Here is a 15,464-nt window from a genome sequence, read left to right on the forward strand (position 1 = left end):
GTTTTCTTTTCTGCCCTGTCGGCAGGAAAAAGCCGCAGCCAGATCAGGATGTTCTGTTTATGACGATGTCGGCCCGCCTCGCACTCATGTTCTTCGCAGCGCTGCTCAGCGCCTGCGCCAGCCGTACACCGCCACCTGCGCCGGTGGTTCGCGCACCGCTTGTTTTCAGTTCTTCCCAGGCTTTTTCTCCCGAAGCGGAAGACGTGCTCTTTCGCGCGTTGGGGCTCGTGGGCACGCCTTATCGCTGGGGCGGCAATACGCCGGATTCCGGGTTCGATTGCAGTGGCTTGATCGGTTATGTCTACCGTGACGTGGCGGGCATTTCCCTGCCGCGCACCACCCGCGAGATGATCGGCATGCAAGCGGCCAATGTCGGCAAGGAAGGCTTGCAAACCGGTGACCTGATTTTCTTCGCCACCAATGGCGGCTCTCAGGTCAGCCACGCCGGGATCTACGTTGGCGAAGGCCGCTTCGTTCATGCGCCAGCCACGGGCGGCACGGTGAAGCTCGACAGCTTGTCCAAGGCGTATTGGCAGAAAGCCTACCTGAGCGCCAAGCGTGTTCTGCAACCCGAACATTTGGCGCGCAATCCCTAGTTCGCAGAGGTCGTCATGACCGCACGCACACTCAATCTCGACGACTCCCTGTATCAATACCTGCTCGACGTTTCCCTGAGGGAAACGCCGCTGCTCAAGCGTTTGCGCGATGAAACCCAGGCGCTGCCAATGGCGCGCTGGCAGGTGGCGCCGGAGCAGGGGCAGTTCCTCGCCTTGTTGGTGAAACTCACTGGCGCCGAGCGCTTGCTGGAAGTCGGCACCTTCACCGGTTACAGCGCGTTGTGCATGGCGGCGGCTTTGCCGGATGGCGGTTCGCTGATTTGCTGTGATATCCCCGGTGACTACAACGCCACGGCGCACCGCTACTGGCAGGAAGCAGGCGTCGCCGAACGAATTGACTTGCGCCTGGCGCCCGCGCTGGAAACCCTGGCTCAGTTGGATCAGCCCGGACAATTCGATTTGATGTTCATTGATGCCGACAAGGCCAACTATCCGGCCTACCTGGAGCACGCGCTGCGTCTGCTGCGCGTTGGTGGCCTGGCGGTGTTCGATAACACCCTGTGGAGCGGGCGGGTGTTGGAGCGCAATCCTGAGAGTGAAGACACCCAAGCCATTCAGGCACTGAATCTCGCCTTGAAGGATGACTCGCGTGTGGATTTGTCGCTGTTGCCGCTGGGCGATGGGCTCACGCTCTGTCGCAAGCGCTAAACGCAGCCCCTGTGGGAGCTAGCCTGCTAGCGATAGCGGTGCACCAGGCAACATCAATGTTGGATGTGCTGACCCTATCGCTAGCAAGCTAACTCCCACAGGTCTTGAGTGTGGCAGTTACTTCGCCGCAGAAACCCGCCACACCTTGTTCCCCACATCATCCGCCACCAGCAAATCACCCTGTTGATCAATCACCACGCCCACCGGCCGGCCCATGGCATCTTCATCTTTATTGAGGAACCCGGTCAGCACATCAACCGGTTGCCCGGTCGGTTTGCCGGCACTGAACGGCACGAAAATCACTTTGTAACCACTGTGCGGCTTGCGGTTCCACGAACCGTGCTGGCCAATGAACGCGCCTTCCTTGAATTGCGCTGGCAGCGTGTTGCCTTCCGCAAACGTCAGGCCCAGTGATGCGGTGTGCGGGCCGACCGCGTAGTCCGGCGCTATGGCCTTGGCGACCAGGTCCGGGTTTTGCGGCTCGACGCGAATGTCGACGTGTTGGCCGTAATAGCTGTATGGCCAGCCATAGAACCCGCCGTCCTTCACTGAAGTGATGTAGTCCGGCACCAGGTCGCTGCCGATTTCATCCCGCTCGTTGACGGCTGTCCACAGGGCGCCGCTTTGCGGCTCCCAGGCCAAACCATTTGGATTGCGAATCCCCGAGGCGAAGATCCGGTGGTTGCCGGTGGCGCGATCCACTTCCCAGATTGCCGCGCGACCTACTTCCTGATCCATGCCGTTTTCGGCGACGTTGCTGTTGGAGCCCACCGTGACGTACAGCTTGCTGCCGTCCTTGCTGGCGATGACGTTTTTCGTCCAGTGGTGATTCAGCGTCCCGCCGGGTAGATCGACCACTTTGATCGGCTGCGACTTGATGGCCGTGTCGCCGACTTCATAGTGGAAACGCAGCAAGCGGTCGGTGTCGGCGACATACAGGTCATTTCCAACCAGCGTCATGCCGAAGGGCGAATTGAGGTTTTCCAGAAATACCGTGCGGGTTTCGGCGATGCCATCGTGGTCCTTGTCGCGCAGCAAAGTGATGCGGTTCGGACTCGGGACGCCGGCACCGGCGCGGCCCATGACTTTCTTCATGACCCAGCCTTTGACGCCTTTGCCATCGTCGGGTTTGGGCGGCGCATTGGTTTCGGCGACCAGCACGTCGCCGTTCGGCAGCACGTACAGCCAGCGCGGGTGATCGAGGTTTTCAGCAAAGGCCGCCACTTGCGTTCCCGCTGCCGCCACAGGTTTCACGCCGTCCGGCCAACCGATCGCCGGGGCGATGTTCACCGTAGGGATCAGGGTTTTGTTCGGTTCTGGCAGTTTGGGTGACGGGCCGGTGCCGTCGGAGACTTGCAGGCTGGAGGTTTCACCACAGGCGGCGAGCCCTCCGGCGAGGGCGATGACGAGAACGAACTGGGGCTTGCGCATACTGATCTTCCCTATAAATGCAGTGGCCTGATCAATAGAGAAGCGCAAACCCGCGATGGTTCAACCGGTCAGCCGCGGGCTTCCTTGAACAGCACGGCGATGCCGGGATGATAGTTGCCCGCTTCGTTGCGCAACTTGCGGTAGGCGTAGGGGAAATACCAGGCGACGGCGCAGGTGTGTTCCTTTTGCAGGTCGTCGACCATGTCCTGGAGTTCTTCCGGGGTGGCGCCGTGTTGGGACTTTTGCGGTGCGACGAACAGGCAGCCGAGTTTCAGGTCGCTGGCGTAGCTGATGCGCTTGGCGTCGCTGGTGATATCGACCAGGGCCTGTGTCAGGTTCAGGCTGTTGACCCGTGGCCAACGCTGCGTGGCCTGAAGGTAGGCGCGTTCTTCGCTGGTGGCAATGAACAGGTCGGCGCGAGCGTTGCGTTCACCTTCCTCGTTCTGTTTGCGGGTCGGTGTGTGCTGCAGCGTGACCATTTCCGCCATCCACGCCGCGGCCGAGAGCAAGCCGAGGTTGGCTTTTTCGTCGTACCAGTAAGGCGTGTCGTTATCGCCGCGAACCGCGTTGTAGCGGTCTATACAGTCAAACCAGCGCTCCAGCACCGGGCGCAGGAATTCCAGCTTCGGATTGCTGATGATCATGCCTTGCATGTGGCTCACCCTTGTTATTGTGTTGTCAGGTTGTGGCGCTTTGATATCACTGCTGAGAGCGTGGCACAAGATTGGCGTCATTTTATTGATCAGTGGCAGTTATTCGCCCAGCGGCGTCCCGGCTTTAATTGACGCTCCACCCCCAACCCTCTAACCTTCGCGGCTTGTTTCAGGTGCTCTGTGGCGTTGGTCGACAGAGTGAAACAGGGAAGCCGGTGAGTGCGTGCGTTCAACACATGAACAACCACGATCCCGGCGCTGCCCCCGCAACGGTAAATGAGAGAAGACTGCGCCTTGAGCCACTGTGTCGATTGACATGGGAAGGCGCGCAGTCAGGCGAAGCGCCGCTCATGAGCCCGGAGACCGGCCTGATCCATCCAGCGGCATCACGGTGGGCGATGCCAGGCTTCTTGCCGTCTATTCTTGTGCCTGCCCGCCGTTATCCAGCCTCAACGGAGAGCTCCCCCATGACTGATACCCCTGATCGTGACGAACGCCATCTGGCGCGCATGCTGCGCAAAAAAGCCGTGATTGACGAGCGCATCGCCAACTCCCCGAATGAATGCGGCCTGCTGCTGGTGTTGACCGGCAACGGCAAAGGCAAAAGCAGCTCGGCCTTCGGCATGCTCGCGCGCTCTATGGGCCACGGCATGCAATGCGGCGTGGTGCAGTTCATCAAGGGTCGCAACAGTACGGGCGAAGAGTTGTTCTTCCGGCGCTTCCCGGAGCAGGTGCGGTTTCATGTGATGGGCGAGGGTTTTACCTGGGAAACCCAGGACCGCCAGCGTGACATCGCCGCCGCCGAAGCTGCATGGGAAGTGTCCCGCGAACTGCTGCGTGATCCGTCGATCGGCCTGGTGGTGCTGGATGAACTGAACATCGCCCTCAAGCACGGGTACCTCGACCTCGATCGGGTGCTCAGCGACTTGCAGGCGCGTCCGCCGATGCAGCACGTGGTGGTCACCGGTCGCGGCGCCAAGCCGGAAATGATCGAGCTGGCCGACACCGTCACTGAAATGGGCGTGATCAAGCATGCGTTCCAGGCCGGGATCAAAGCGCAAAAAGGCGTCGAGCTGTGAATCAACCACGTCATTGCCCGGCGGTCTTGATTGCCGCGCCGGCCTCCGGTCAGGGCAAGACCACCGTCACCGCCGCGCTGGCCCGTTTGCATCGCAATCAGGGGCGCAAGGTGCGTGTGTTCAAATGCGGCCCGGACTTTCTCGATCCGATGATTCTCGAGCGCGCCAGCGGTGCGCCGGTGTATCAATTGGACATGTGGATGGTCGGCGAGCAGGAAAGTCGTCGACTGTTGTGGGAAGCCGCCGGTGAAGCGGATCTGATTCTGATCGAAGGCGTCATGGGGCTGTTCGACGGCACGCCGTCCAGCGCTGACCTGGCGCGGCACTTCGGTGTGCCGGTGCTCGGGGTGATCGATGGCACGGCGATGGCGCAGACCTTTGGCGCGCTGGCGTTGGGGTTGGCGAAGTATCAGCCGGACTTGCCGTTCGCCGGGGTGCTGGCCAACCGCGTCGGCACCTTGCGCCATGCGCAATTGCTTGAAGGCAGCCTGACTGAAGGTTTGCGTTGGTACGGCGCGTTGTCCCGGGAAACCGGGATTGAACTGCCGAGTCGGCACCTCGGCCTGGTTCAGGCCAGCGAGCTGAACGACCTCGACGTGCGCCTCGATGCAGCGGCTGAATCACTGGCCAACAGTTGTGACGTTGCACTACCGCCGCCTGTGGAATTCGCTGCTCCAGAAGTGATCGCTGCCGAGCCGTTGCTGGCCGGCGTTCGCATTGCCGTGGCCCGTGATGAAGCGTTTGCGTTCACTTATGGCGCGAGCCTGGATTTGCTGCGAGCCATGGGCGCCGAATTGTCATTTTTCTCGCCGATCCGCGACACGCAATTGCCGGAGGCTGACAGCCTCTATCTGCCGGGTGGCTACCCCGAATTGCACCATGTGGCGCTGTCCCGGAACACCCAAATGCTCAACGCCATTCGCGCTCACCACGCGGCGGGCAAACCGTTGCTGGCCGAGTGCGGCGGCATGTTGTATTTGCTCGATTCGCTGACCGATGTCGAAGGCTCGCGCGCAGAACTGGTGGGGTTGCTGGCCGGTGATGCGGTGATGCAGAAACGCCTGGCGGCGCTGGCGTTGCAAGCGGTCGAGTTGCCGGAAGGCTCGCTCCGTGGGCATACCTATCATCATTCGTTGACCAGTACCGAGCTGGAGCCGCTTGCTCGCGGCCTGAGTCCTAACGGCGGGCGTGGTGCGGAGGCGGTTTATCGTGAGGGGCGGATGACCGCTTCTTATGTGCATTTTTATTTTCCGTCGAATCCGACTGCGATTGCCGCGTTGTTTGCGCCTGACCGTGAAGCCGCCATCGCTGGCGAGCCAGCTCCCACGGTTGACCGTGTATTACCTGAAGAAACGCAAGTCCCTGTGGGAGCTGGCGTGCCAGCGATGAGGCCATGACCGACAACGCATTCAGTCAGGCCGAAAGGGAAGCGGTTTATCGCGCGATAGCCGAACGCCGCGACATGCGCCACTTCAGCGGAGGCACCGTCGAACCTGAACTGCTCCGACGCCTGCTCGAAGCCGCACATCAGGCGCCGAGTGTCGGCCTGATGCAGCCCTGGCGGTTCATCCGTATCAGCGATCGGGTCCTGCGCGGCAAGATCCAGTTGCTGGTGGAGGAAGAACGCATGCGCACCGCCGAAGCCCTTGGCGAGCGCACCGACGAATTCATGAAGCTGAAAGTCGAAGGCATCAACGATTGCGCCGAGGTGCTGGTCGCGGCGTTGATGGACGATCGCGAGCGGCACATCTTTGGCCGTCGCACCTTGCCTGAAATGGACATGGCCTCATTGTCCTGCGCGATCCAGAACCTGTGGCTGGCGTCCCGTGCCGAAGGGCTCGGCATGGGCTGGGTCTCTTTGTTCGAGCCACAAGCCCTGGCCGACCTGCTGGGTTTGCCCGCCGGGGCCAAGCCGTTGGCAGTTCTTTGCCTTGGCCCGGTCAAGGAATTCTATCCGGCGCCGATGCTGGTACTCGAAGGCTGGGCGCAAGCGCGTCCGCTCAGTGAATTGTTGTACGAAAATTATTGGGGAGTGAGTCAATGAGTGTGGCGTTGTTGAGTGTCGCCGCGGTTGCGCTGGATGCGCTGCTGGGTGAGCCCAAACGCTGGCATCCGCTGGTGGCGTTCGGCCGTTTTGCCGACCGCATCGAGCAACGTTTCAATGGTGGCGGGCGCGGCTGGCGTAGTCACGGCGTCACGGCATGGGTGATCGCGGTGTTACCGCTGACCTTGCTCGCCACCGCTTTCTCCTGGGCGCCTTATGTCGGCTGGGTCGTCGAGATTCTCGCGCTCTATTGCGCCCTCGGCCTGCGCAGTCTCGGTGAGCATGTCGAGCCGGTCGCCAAGGCGCTGCGCAGTGATGATCTGGACGAGGCGCGCAAACGTGTTGGCTATCTGGTCAGTCGCCAGACCAGCGAACTGGATAAGACCGAAGTGGCCCGCGCCGCCACCGAATCCGTCCTGGAGAACGGCAGCGACGCAGTATTTGCCGCGCTGTTCTGGTTTGCCGTGGCCGGCGCGCCGGGCGTGGTGCTCTACCGATTGAGCAATACGCTGGATGCGATGTGGGGCTATCGCAACGAACGCTTCGAACGGTTTGGCTGGGCGGCGGCGAAGATCGACGACGTGCTCAACTACATTCCTGCGCGGCTGGTGGCATTGACCTACGCGCTGCTGGGTAAAACCCGACTCGCCCTGAAATGCTGGCGCACCCAAGGCCCGACCTGGGACAGCCCGAACGCCGGGCCAGTGATGGCCGCAGGTGCCGGCGCGTTGGGCGTCGAGCTGGGCGGGGCGGCGATTTACCACGGTGAATTGCATCAGCGTCCGCAGCTGGGTGAAGGGGTGCCGGCGGACGCGGACTCCATCGACCGCGGCTGGCAATTGGTCCAGCGCGGGGTATGGTTATGGCTGCTGATTCTTTGCGTGGGAGCTGAATTCTATGCTTGAACACGGTGGACGTTTGCGCAAGGCAGCGCTCGAATACGGCATCGCCGAAGCCGATTGGCTTGACCTGTCCAGCGGCCTCGCGCCCTGGCCGTTTCCGGTCCCGGACATTCCATTGCGCGCCTGGGCGCGATTGCCGGAAACCGATGACGGACTGGAACAAGCCGCCTGCGATTACTACGGTGCCGCGCAGGTGTTGCCGGTGGCCGGTTCGCAAATGGCGATCCAGTTGCTGCCGCGTTTGCGTCGGGTCGGCAAGGTCGGCGTGCTGTCGCCGTGTTACGCCGAGCACGCCGAAGCCTGGCGCCGCAGTGGCTACATCGTGCGTGAAGTGCTGGAGCAAGAAGTCGACTTCTTCCTCGACAGCCTCGATGTGCTGGTGGTGGTCAACCCGAACAATCCCACGGGCCTGTGCCTGACCCCGAGCCGTCTGCTCGACTGGCATTCCAGGCTGGCGCAGCGCGGTGGCTGGCTGGTGGTCGACGAAGCGTTCATGGACAACACGCCGCAGCTGAGCCTGGCGCCGTGTGCCCATCTGGTCGGTTTGATCGTACTGCGTTCTTTCGGCAAGTTTTTTGGTCTGGCGGGAGTGCGTTTGGGGTTCGTGCTGGCGGAGCGCAAGTTGCTCAAGTTGCTCGCCGAACAAGTCGGACCCTGGGCCGTCAGCGGACCGACCCGCGTGTTGGGCCAAGCGTGTTTGCAGGATGCCGAAGGTCACGCCAGGCAACGCCTGCGTACAGAAGAGGCCAGCGAACGTCTGGCGCTGCTGCTGGAAAAATACGGTTTCAAACCTCAGGGTGGTTGTGCCCTGTTTCAATGGCTAACCACCGAGCGCGCCGAAGAGTTGCATGAATTCATGGCCCGGCGCGGCATTCTGCTGCGGTTGTTCACCCACAACAGCAGCCTGCGTTTCGGTCTGCCGGGCGAAGAGTCTGACTGGGCCCGGCTCGATCAAGCGTTCGTCGATTACGCCAAGGAAAGCCGATGACTACGCTGATGGTGCAGGGCACCACCTCCGACGCCGGTAAAAGCACGCTGGTGACAGCGTTGTGTCGCTGGGTCACGCGGCAGGGCGTGCGCGTGGTGCCGTTCAAACCGCAGAACATGGCGCTCAACAGTGCCGTGACCGCCGACGGTGGCGAGATCGGCCGTGCGCAAGCGGTGCAGGCTCAGGCCGCCCACCTCGAACCGCACACCGACATGAACCCGGTGCTGCTCAAACCCAACAGCGACACCGGCGCCCAGGTGATCATCCATGGGCGCGCCGTCACGACGATGAACGCGGTCGCTTATCACGACTACAAAGCCATCGCCATGCAAGCCGTGCTCGCCTCCCATACGCGGCTGAGCGCGGCGTATCCGGTGGTCATGGTCGAAGGCGCAGGTTCGCCGGCCGAGATAAACCTGCGGGCCGGCGACATCGCCAACATGGGTTTCGCCGAGGCAGTGGATTGCCCGGTGGTGCTGATCGCCGACATCAATCGCGGCGGCGTTTTCGCGCATCTGGTGGGTACGCTGGAATTGCTTTCTCCCTCCGAACAGGCGCGGGTCAAAGGCTTCATCATCAACCGATTTCGCGGCGACATTGCGCTGCTGCAACCGGGTCTCGACTGGCTGGAAGCCCGCACCGGCAAACCGGTGATTGGCGTTCTGCCGTACGTAATGGACCTGCACCTGGAGGCCGAGGACGGCATCGATCAGCGCCAGACCGACAAGGCCGATCAAGTGTTGAAAGTGGTGGTGCCGGTGTTGCCGCGCATCAGCAATCACACGGACTTCGATCCGCTGCGCCTGCACCCGCAAGTCGACCTGCAATTCATCGGCCCTGGCCAGGCGATTCCGCCCGCCGATCTGATCATCCTTCCCGGATCGAAAAGCGTGCGCAGCGACCTCGCGTATTTGCGCGCCAACGGTTGGGACACCGCCATCGCCCGCCATCTGCGCTACGGCGGAAAAGTCCTGGGTATTTGCGGCGGCCTGCAGATGCTCGGCGAACAGGTGCACGACCCGCTGGGCCTCGAAGGTGCACCAGGTTCCAGCGCCGGTTTGGGGTTGCTGGCGTTCCAGACGCAACTGGAAGAAGAGAAGCAGTTGCGCAATGTACGCGGGCGTCTGGCGCTGGAAGATGCACCGGTCAGCGGCTATGAAATTCACGCCGGCGTGACCACCGGACCTGCGTTGGAAAATGCCGCCGTGCAGTTGGACGATGGTCGTTGCGACGGCGCGCAAAGTGGCGACGGGCAGATTTTCGGCACTTATCTGCATGGCCTGTTTGAATCGCCGGCGGCGTGCAGTGCGCTGTTGCGTTGGGCGGGTTTGCAGGAGGTGCAGGATGTGGATTACCACGGGTTGCGCGAGCGTGATATCGAACGTCTGGCGGATTTGGTGGAGAAGCATCTGGATACCGGGCTGTTGCGTGAGCTCTGCGGGATTTGACGCCGCTGTTCCGGCCTCATCGCGAGCAGGCTCGCTCCCACAGGGAATGAAGTTGTCCACATATGTTTGATTCACCCACGGGACCTGTGGGAGCGAGCTTGCTCGCGATGAGGCCGGCACAGTCACCGAAGATTGAAAGGAATGAACCATGCTGCAACTGATCCTCGGCGGCGCCCGCTCCGGCAAAAGTCGCCTGGCCGAAAAACTGGCAGCAGACAGCGAGCTAGCGGTGACCTACATCGCCACCAGCCAACCGCTGGACGGTGAAATGAACGAGCGGGTTGCCCACCACCGCGCCCGTCGTCCGGTCGAATGGGCGCTGATCGAAGAGCCCGTTGAGCTGGCCCGCGTGCTGCGAGAAACCGCCAGCGCCGAGCGTTGCCTGCTGGTGGATTGCCTGACGTTGTGGATGACCAATCTGCTGATGCTCGACAACGCCGAGCGTCTGACGGCCGAACGCGAAGCGCTGCTGGACTGCCTGGCGCAATTGCCGGGTGAAATCATTTTTGTCAGCAACGAGACCGGAATGGGTGTCGTGCCGCTGGGCGAATTGACTCGCCGCTACGTCGATGAAGCCGGTTGGCTGCATCAAGCTTTGGCCGAGCGCTGTCAGCGAGTCGTCCTGACCGTCGCCGGCCTGCCCCTGACTCTGAAAGGAACCGCGTTATGACTCAATCCTGGTGGCTGAACCCGTGTAAGCCGATCGATGCCCACGCCGTCGAACAGGCTGAAGCCCGGCAACAGCAATTGACCAAGCCGGCCGGCTCCCTCGGACGGCTGGAGTCGGTGGCGGTGCAGTTGGCGGGATTGCAGGGGCGGGTCAAGCCAAGCATGGATCAACTGTGGATCGCGATTTTTGCCGGAGACCATGGCGTGGTCGCCGAAGGTGTGTCGGCGTTTCCCCAGGAAGTCACCGGGCAGATGCTGCACAACTTCGTCAATGGTGGCGCAGCGATCAGTGTGTTGGCGCGTCAGCTCGGCGCGTCCCTCGAAGTGGTTGACCTCGGCACGATCACGCCGTCGTTGAGTCTGCCGGGCGTGCGCCACTTGAACATCGGCGCCGGCACCGCGAATTTTGTTAACGGCCCAGCCATGACTCAAGCCCAGGGCGAACGCGCCTTGCAGGCTGGTCGCGACAGCGTGCAGCGCGCCATGGCGGCGGGCGCGCAGTTGTTCATCGGCGGCGAGATGGGCATTGGCAACACCACGGCGGCCAGTGCATTGGCCTGTGCCTTGCTGGATTGTCCGGTGGTGCACCTGACCGGGCCGGGCACTGGCCTGAACGCGGCGGGTGTCAGCCATAAAGCTCAGGTCATCGAGCGCGCTTTGGCCTTGCACAGCGCTCAGCGCGGCGATGCGCTGCAAACCCTGTTCAACCTCGGCGGTTTTGAAATCGCCGCGCTGGTGGGCGCGTATCTGGCGTGTGCCCAGGAAGGTGTCGCGGTGCTGGTGGACGGGTTCATTTGCAGCGTCGCCGCCGTGGTGGCGGTGCGCTTGAATCCGCACTGCCGCGAATGGCTGTTGTTCGGGCATCGTGGTGCCGAGCCCGGTCATCGCCATGTGTTGGAGGCCCTGCACGCCGAACCCTTGCTGGACCTCGGCCTGCGCTTGGGCGAGGGTAGCGGTGCTGCGTTGGCCGTGCCGTTGCTGCGCCTGGCGTGTGACCTTCACGGGCAAATGGCGACCTTCGCCGAAGCCGCCGTGGCGGACCGTCCGGCATGACCTTGCGCCTGGACCTGTTACGCCACGGCGAAACCGAACTGGGCGGCGGTTTGCGCGGCAGCCTCGACGATGCACTGACCGCCACAGGTTGGGCGCAGATGCGCGCAGCGGTGGTCGCGCAGGGGCCGTGGGATCGGCTGGTCAGTTCGCCATTGCAACGCTGTGCGCGGTTCGCCGAAGAACTGGGCGCGCAACTGGGTTTGCCGGTGCAACTGGATAAAGATCTGCAAGAACTGCACTTCGGTGCCTGGGAAGGGCATAGCGCGGCGGCGTTGATGGAAACGGACGCTGAGGCGTTGGGTTTGTTCTGGGCCGATCCCTATTCGTTTACGCCGCCGCAGGGTGAGCACGTCGCGGATTTTTCGACGCGAGTGCTGGCCGCAATCGGGCGTTTGCAGGCGGCCTGCGCGGGCGAACGTGTGTTGCTGATCAGCCATGGCGGCGTCATGCGTTTGTTGCTGGCGCAGGCAAGGGGATTGCCGCGCGAGCAGTTGCTCAACGTTGAAGTCGGCCATGGTTCGCTGTTTTCGTTGAGCGTCGAACCCGGCGTCATCCTCAAGGAATCGATCTGATCATGTTGCCCTTCTGGATCGCCCTGCAATTTTTGAGCAGCCTGCCGATTCGTCTGCCGGGCATGCCGGCGCCTCAGGAATTGGGGCGCTCGCTGCTGTTCTATCCGCTGGTCGGGCTACTGTTCGGCGGGATCTTGTGGGTGTTGAACTGGCTGTTGCTGGGCACGCCGTTGTTGCTGCATGCGGCGTTGTTGTTAACGGTTTGGGTATTGCTCAGCGGTGCGTTGCACCTCGATGGCCTGGCCGATAGCGCCGATGCCTGGCTGGGTGGTTATGGCGATCGCGAGCGTACGTTGACGATCATGAAGGACCCGCGCAGTGGTCCGATAGCGGTGGTCACGCTGGTATTGGTATTACTGCTGAAGTTCGCGGCGTTGCTGGCATTGATTGAGCAGCAACACAGCGTTTTCCTGATCATCGTTCCGTTGATTGGCCGTTCCGCGTTGTTGGGGTTGTTCCTGACCACGCCGTATGTGCGCGCCGGCGGTTTGGGGCAGGCGCTGGCCGATCATCTGCCGCGTTTGGCCGGCAAGCGGGTGCTGGCGGTCAGTGCATTGGCGTGTGTGCTGATTGCAGGCCTCGGCGGTGTTTTGGCGTTGGTGTTGGCAGCGCTGATGTTTGTCTGGTTGCGGCAAGTCATGTTGCGACGACTGGGCGGCACGACCGGTGATACGGCGGGGGCGTTGCTGGAATTGCTGGAGGTCGGGGTGTTGGTGGGACTGGTGTTGGTCATCAGATGATTAATGTGCTGAATTTTCTGGCCTCATCGCGAGCAAGCTCGCTCCTACGGTGGTGCGAGCTTGCTCGCGATAGCGATCTACCCGACACTCTCAATCGCTAAGCGACGAATCTGTAACTTGATTTAACCTACTCGCGGGTATATACACGCACCATGCTCGACTCCCAATGTTTATGCATCAACCTGCGTCGCGCCGCCCGTGGCGTCAGCAGGCATTACGACGGCGCTCTCGACGGCTTCGGAATCAACGTTGCCCAGTATTCTTTGCTGTGCAATCTGCAGCGTTTGAATGAGCCGAGTATTTCCGCCCTGGCGGAAGCCATGGGCCTGGACCGCAGCACCCTCGGGCGCAATCTGCGGGTGCTGGAGGGCGAAGGCCTGGTCATGCTGGTCGAGGGCGAAGACATGCGTAATCGCATCGTCAGGTTGACCGAGTCTGGCGCTCAACGCCTGGCAGCAGCCTTGCCGGCCTGGGAGGCGGCGCAGCAGCGACTGGTTGATCGTCTGGGCGCCGAAAAACGCGAAACTTTGCTGAAGCTGCTGGACGAACTGGCCTGACGCCAGTTTTTCCGATCTTAAGCGGGTATATACCCGCTACCGGAGAATAAGAATGACATCGATGTGGCGTACTTGCGGTTGGGTTTTAGTGGGGAGTGCGCTGATCCTTGCGTTGTCACTGGGCGTGCGACACGGTTTTGGGCTGTTTCTGGCGCCGATGAGTGCCGAGTTCGGCTGGGGGCGTGAGACGTTTGCCTTTGCCATCGCCCTGCAGAACCTGATCTGGGGGCTGGCGCAGCCCTTCACCGGCGCGCTGGCCGACCGCTTCGGCGCGGCGAAAGTGGTGCTGATCGGCGGCGTGCTCTACGCGATGGGCCTGCTGTTCATGGGTTTGTCCGATTCGGCAGTCACCCTGTCGCTGAGCGCGGGCCTATTGATCGGTATCGGTCTGTCGGGCACTTCCTTTTCGGTGATCCTGGGCGTGGTTGGCCGCGTGGTACCCCCAGAGAAACGTAGCATGGGCATGGGCATCGCCAGCGCTGCCGGTTCTTTTGGCCAGTTCGCGATGGTCCCGGGCACGCTGGGTTTGATCGGTTGGCTCGGCTGGTCGGCGGCATTGCTGGCGCTGGGCCTGCTGGTCGCGCTGATCGTGCCTCTGGTGAGCATGCTCAAGGACAAGCCGTTGCCAGTTTTCGGTCATGAGCAGACCCTCTCCGAAGCCTTGCGCGAAGCCTGTTCCCATTCGGGCTTCTGGTTGCTGTCGTTCGGCTTTTTCGTCTGCGGTTTCCAGGTCGTGTTCATCGGCGTGCACTTGCCGGCGTATCTGGTGGATCAGCATTTACCCGCCACGGTCGGCACGACGGTGCTGGCGCTGATCGGCTTGTTCAACATCTTCGGTACTTACACGGCGGGCTGGCTCGGCGGGCGGATGTCCAAGCCGCGTTTGCTCACCGGCCTGTATTTACTGCGGGCCGTGGTCATTGTCCTGTTTCTGTGGGCGCCGGTGACGACCACCACGGCGTATCTGTTTGGCATGGCCATGGGTTTCCTTTGGCTGTCGACGGTGCCGTTGACCAACGGCACTGTGGCGACCTTGTTCGGCGTGCGAAATCTGTCCATGCTCGGTGGGATCGTTTTCCTGTTCCACCAGCTCGGATCGTTCCTGGGGGGCTGGTTGGGCGGGGTGGTGTATGACCGAACCGGGAGCTATGACTTGATCTGGCAAGTAGCGATTCTCTTGAGCCTGTTGGCGGCTGCCTTGAATTGGCCAGTGCGAGAGCGACCTGTGGCGCGCCTGCAAACCCGGATGAGTGCGACATGAACAGCCTCTGGCCAAGAATCGCCGTGGCAGCGGGCGGCGTGTTGCTGCTGGCCTTGGCATGGTGGGGTTGGCATCAGGGTGGGTTGGCGCTGATGCAGTTGGGCATGGGCGCTTGCTAGCACGATGTGAGGGCGAGTAAGTTCGTTGCAGACGACTTTTTCAAGGATGCATGGACATGTTTATGCGTTGGCTTGCCGTTCCCGCGTTACTGGTGGCGTTTACCGGATTGGTTCACGCGGCCGAGTGTCCCGAGCTTTTGGAAGGCTCGTTGCCCAAGCTGCGGTCCAAGGAAACGATCGACCTGTGCCAGCGCTTCGCCGGTAAACCGCTGGTGGTGGTCAATACCGCAAGCTTTTGCGGTTTCGCCCCGCAGTTCAAAAGCCTCGAAGCGCTGAATCAGCGTTACAAGGGGCAGGGGCTGGAGGTGATCGGTGTGCCTTCCAATGACTTCAAGCAGGAGTCCAAGGACGGTGAGGAAACCGCCAAGGTTTGCTACGTGAATTACGGCGTGACCTTCACCATGACCGAGCCGCAGAAGGTTCGCGGGGATGATGCGACTCATCTGTTCGAGGTCCTCGCCGCCCAAAGCGACGCGCCGAAGTGGAATTTCTACAAGTATGTGATTGATCGCAAAGGCAAGGTAATCGCCAACTTCTCCAGCCTCACCACGCCGGACGATCCTGAATTCATTGCCGCCGTGGAAAAAGCCCTGGCTTCACAACCCTGATCGACACCGACTAAAAAGCCCCGCCTCTGTAAGGAGCGCGGGGCTTTTTTGATTCAGGCGGCGAGGGGGTCAGGT

General features: G+C 61.8%; 18 protein-coding genes and 1 riboswitch. Of the genes, 16 read left to right on the plus strand and 2 right to left on the minus strand.

Translation table 11 applies throughout. The features are described from left to right. Positions 1-59 precede the first annotated feature (59 nt). On the plus strand, positions 60-596 hold the full coding sequence (locus tag F8N43_RS12400; protein ID WP_150653839.1) for a C40 family peptidase: 537 nt from the start codon (positions 60-62) through the stop codon (positions 594-596). Positions 597-611: 15 nt separating this feature from the next. Then, positions 612-1,265, plus strand: coding sequence for an O-methyltransferase (locus F8N43_RS12405; protein ID WP_150653840.1), 654 nt, complete (start codon positions 612-614; stop codon positions 1,263-1,265). A 117-nt stretch (positions 1,266-1,382) separates the two neighbouring features. Here F8N43_RS12405 and F8N43_RS12410 read toward each other — a convergent pair whose 3' ends face one another. Further along, positions 1,383-2,696 carry a PQQ-dependent sugar dehydrogenase gene (locus F8N43_RS12410; RefSeq protein ID WP_150630157.1) on the minus strand — a complete coding sequence of 438 codons (1,314 nt, stop codon included), beginning with the start codon at positions 2,694-2,696 and terminating at the stop codon, positions 1,383-1,385. 68 nt (positions 2,697-2,764) lie between these two features. After that, positions 2,765-3,349, minus strand: coding sequence for a hypothetical protein (locus F8N43_RS12415; RefSeq protein WP_150630156.1), 585 nt, complete (start codon positions 3,347-3,349; stop codon positions 2,765-2,767). Between the two features lie 154 nt (positions 3,350-3,503). Then, positions 3,504-3,736, plus strand: a riboswitch (cobalamin riboswitch). An 80-nt stretch (positions 3,737-3,816) separates the two neighbouring features. Between F8N43_RS12415 and cobO the strand changes: the two genes are divergently transcribed. The 14 genes from cobO to F8N43_RS12480 all read left to right on the plus strand — a co-directional run bounded on the left by cobO (position 3,817) and on the right by F8N43_RS12480 (position 15,389). Further along, complete coding sequence (gene cobO, locus F8N43_RS12420; protein ID WP_150637784.1) at positions 3,817-4,428, plus strand: cob(I)yrinic acid a,c-diamide adenosyltransferase; 612 nt, start codon at positions 3,817-3,819, stop codon at positions 4,426-4,428. Beyond that, positions 4,425-5,825, plus strand: a complete 1,401-nt coding sequence (locus F8N43_RS12425; protein WP_150653841.1) for a cobyrinate a,c-diamide synthase — start codon at positions 4,425-4,427, stop codon at positions 5,823-5,825. The genes cobO and F8N43_RS12425 overlap by 4 nt, the downstream gene beginning before the upstream one ends. Then, positions 5,822-6,472, plus strand: coding sequence for a 5,6-dimethylbenzimidazole synthase (gene bluB / locus F8N43_RS12430; protein WP_150630153.1), 651 nt, complete (start codon positions 5,822-5,824; stop codon positions 6,470-6,472). Before F8N43_RS12425 ends, bluB begins: the two co-directional genes overlap by 4 nt. Further along, complete coding sequence (cbiB, locus tag F8N43_RS12435) at positions 6,469-7,377, plus strand: adenosylcobinamide-phosphate synthase CbiB (protein WP_150630152.1); 909 nt, start codon at positions 6,469-6,471, stop codon at positions 7,375-7,377. Before bluB ends, cbiB begins: the two co-directional genes overlap by 4 nt. Then, a complete protein-coding gene (gene cobD, locus F8N43_RS12440) occupies positions 7,370-8,362 on the plus strand; it encodes a threonine-phosphate decarboxylase CobD (protein WP_150653842.1) in 993 nt (330 codons plus the stop codon). The genes cbiB and cobD overlap by 8 nt, the downstream gene beginning before the upstream one ends. Further along, positions 8,359-9,810, plus strand: a complete 1,452-nt coding sequence (locus F8N43_RS12445; RefSeq protein WP_150630150.1) for a cobyric acid synthase — start codon at positions 8,359-8,361, stop codon at positions 9,808-9,810. Before cobD ends, F8N43_RS12445 begins: the two co-directional genes overlap by 4 nt. Before the next feature lie 148 nt (positions 9,811-9,958). Continuing rightward, the gene (cobU, locus tag F8N43_RS12450; protein ID WP_150630149.1) at positions 9,959-10,480 is read left to right on the plus strand and encodes a bifunctional adenosylcobinamide kinase/adenosylcobinamide-phosphate guanylyltransferase; all 522 of its coding nucleotides are present in this window, start codon (positions 9,959-9,961) and stop codon (positions 10,478-10,480) included. Beyond that, on the plus strand, positions 10,477-11,532 hold the full coding sequence (gene cobT / locus F8N43_RS12455) for a nicotinate-nucleotide--dimethylbenzimidazole phosphoribosyltransferase (RefSeq protein ID WP_150630148.1): 1,056 nt from the start codon (positions 10,477-10,479) through the stop codon (positions 11,530-11,532). The genes cobU and cobT overlap by 4 nt, the downstream gene beginning before the upstream one ends. Further along, positions 11,529-12,104: an alpha-ribazole phosphatase family protein gene (gene cobC / locus F8N43_RS12460; protein WP_150637786.1), complete on the plus strand. Its 576-nt coding sequence runs from the start codon at positions 11,529-11,531 to the stop codon at positions 12,102-12,104. Before cobT ends, cobC begins: the two co-directional genes overlap by 4 nt. 2 nt (positions 12,105-12,106) lie before the next feature. Further along, positions 12,107-12,844, plus strand: a complete 738-nt coding sequence (locus tag F8N43_RS12465) for an adenosylcobinamide-GDP ribazoletransferase (protein ID WP_150630146.1) — start codon at positions 12,107-12,109, stop codon at positions 12,842-12,844. A 152-nt stretch (positions 12,845-12,996) separates the two neighbouring features. Further along, a complete protein-coding gene (locus tag F8N43_RS12470; RefSeq protein ID WP_150630145.1) occupies positions 12,997-13,401 on the plus strand; it encodes a MarR family winged helix-turn-helix transcriptional regulator in 405 nt (134 codons plus the stop codon). Between the two features lie 52 nt (positions 13,402-13,453). Beyond that, a complete protein-coding gene (locus F8N43_RS12475) occupies positions 13,454-14,662 on the plus strand; it encodes an MFS transporter (RefSeq protein WP_017337277.1) in 1,209 nt (402 codons plus the stop codon). Next, a complete protein-coding gene (locus F8N43_RS29715) occupies positions 14,659-14,781 on the plus strand; it encodes a hypothetical protein (protein ID WP_263596738.1) in 123 nt (40 codons plus the stop codon). The genes F8N43_RS12475 and F8N43_RS29715 overlap by 4 nt, the downstream gene beginning before the upstream one ends. A gap of 56 nt (positions 14,782-14,837) precedes the next feature. Then, the gene (locus F8N43_RS12480) at positions 14,838-15,389 is read left to right on the plus strand and encodes a glutathione peroxidase (RefSeq protein ID WP_150637788.1); all 552 of its coding nucleotides are present in this window, start codon (positions 14,838-14,840) and stop codon (positions 15,387-15,389) included. Positions 15,390-15,464 lie beyond the last annotated feature (75 nt).

The organism is Pseudomonas fluorescens (assembly GCF_902498065.1).
Classification (GTDB): domain Bacteria; phylum Pseudomonadota; class Gammaproteobacteria; order Pseudomonadales; family Pseudomonadaceae; genus Aquipseudomonas; species Aquipseudomonas fluorescens_BJ.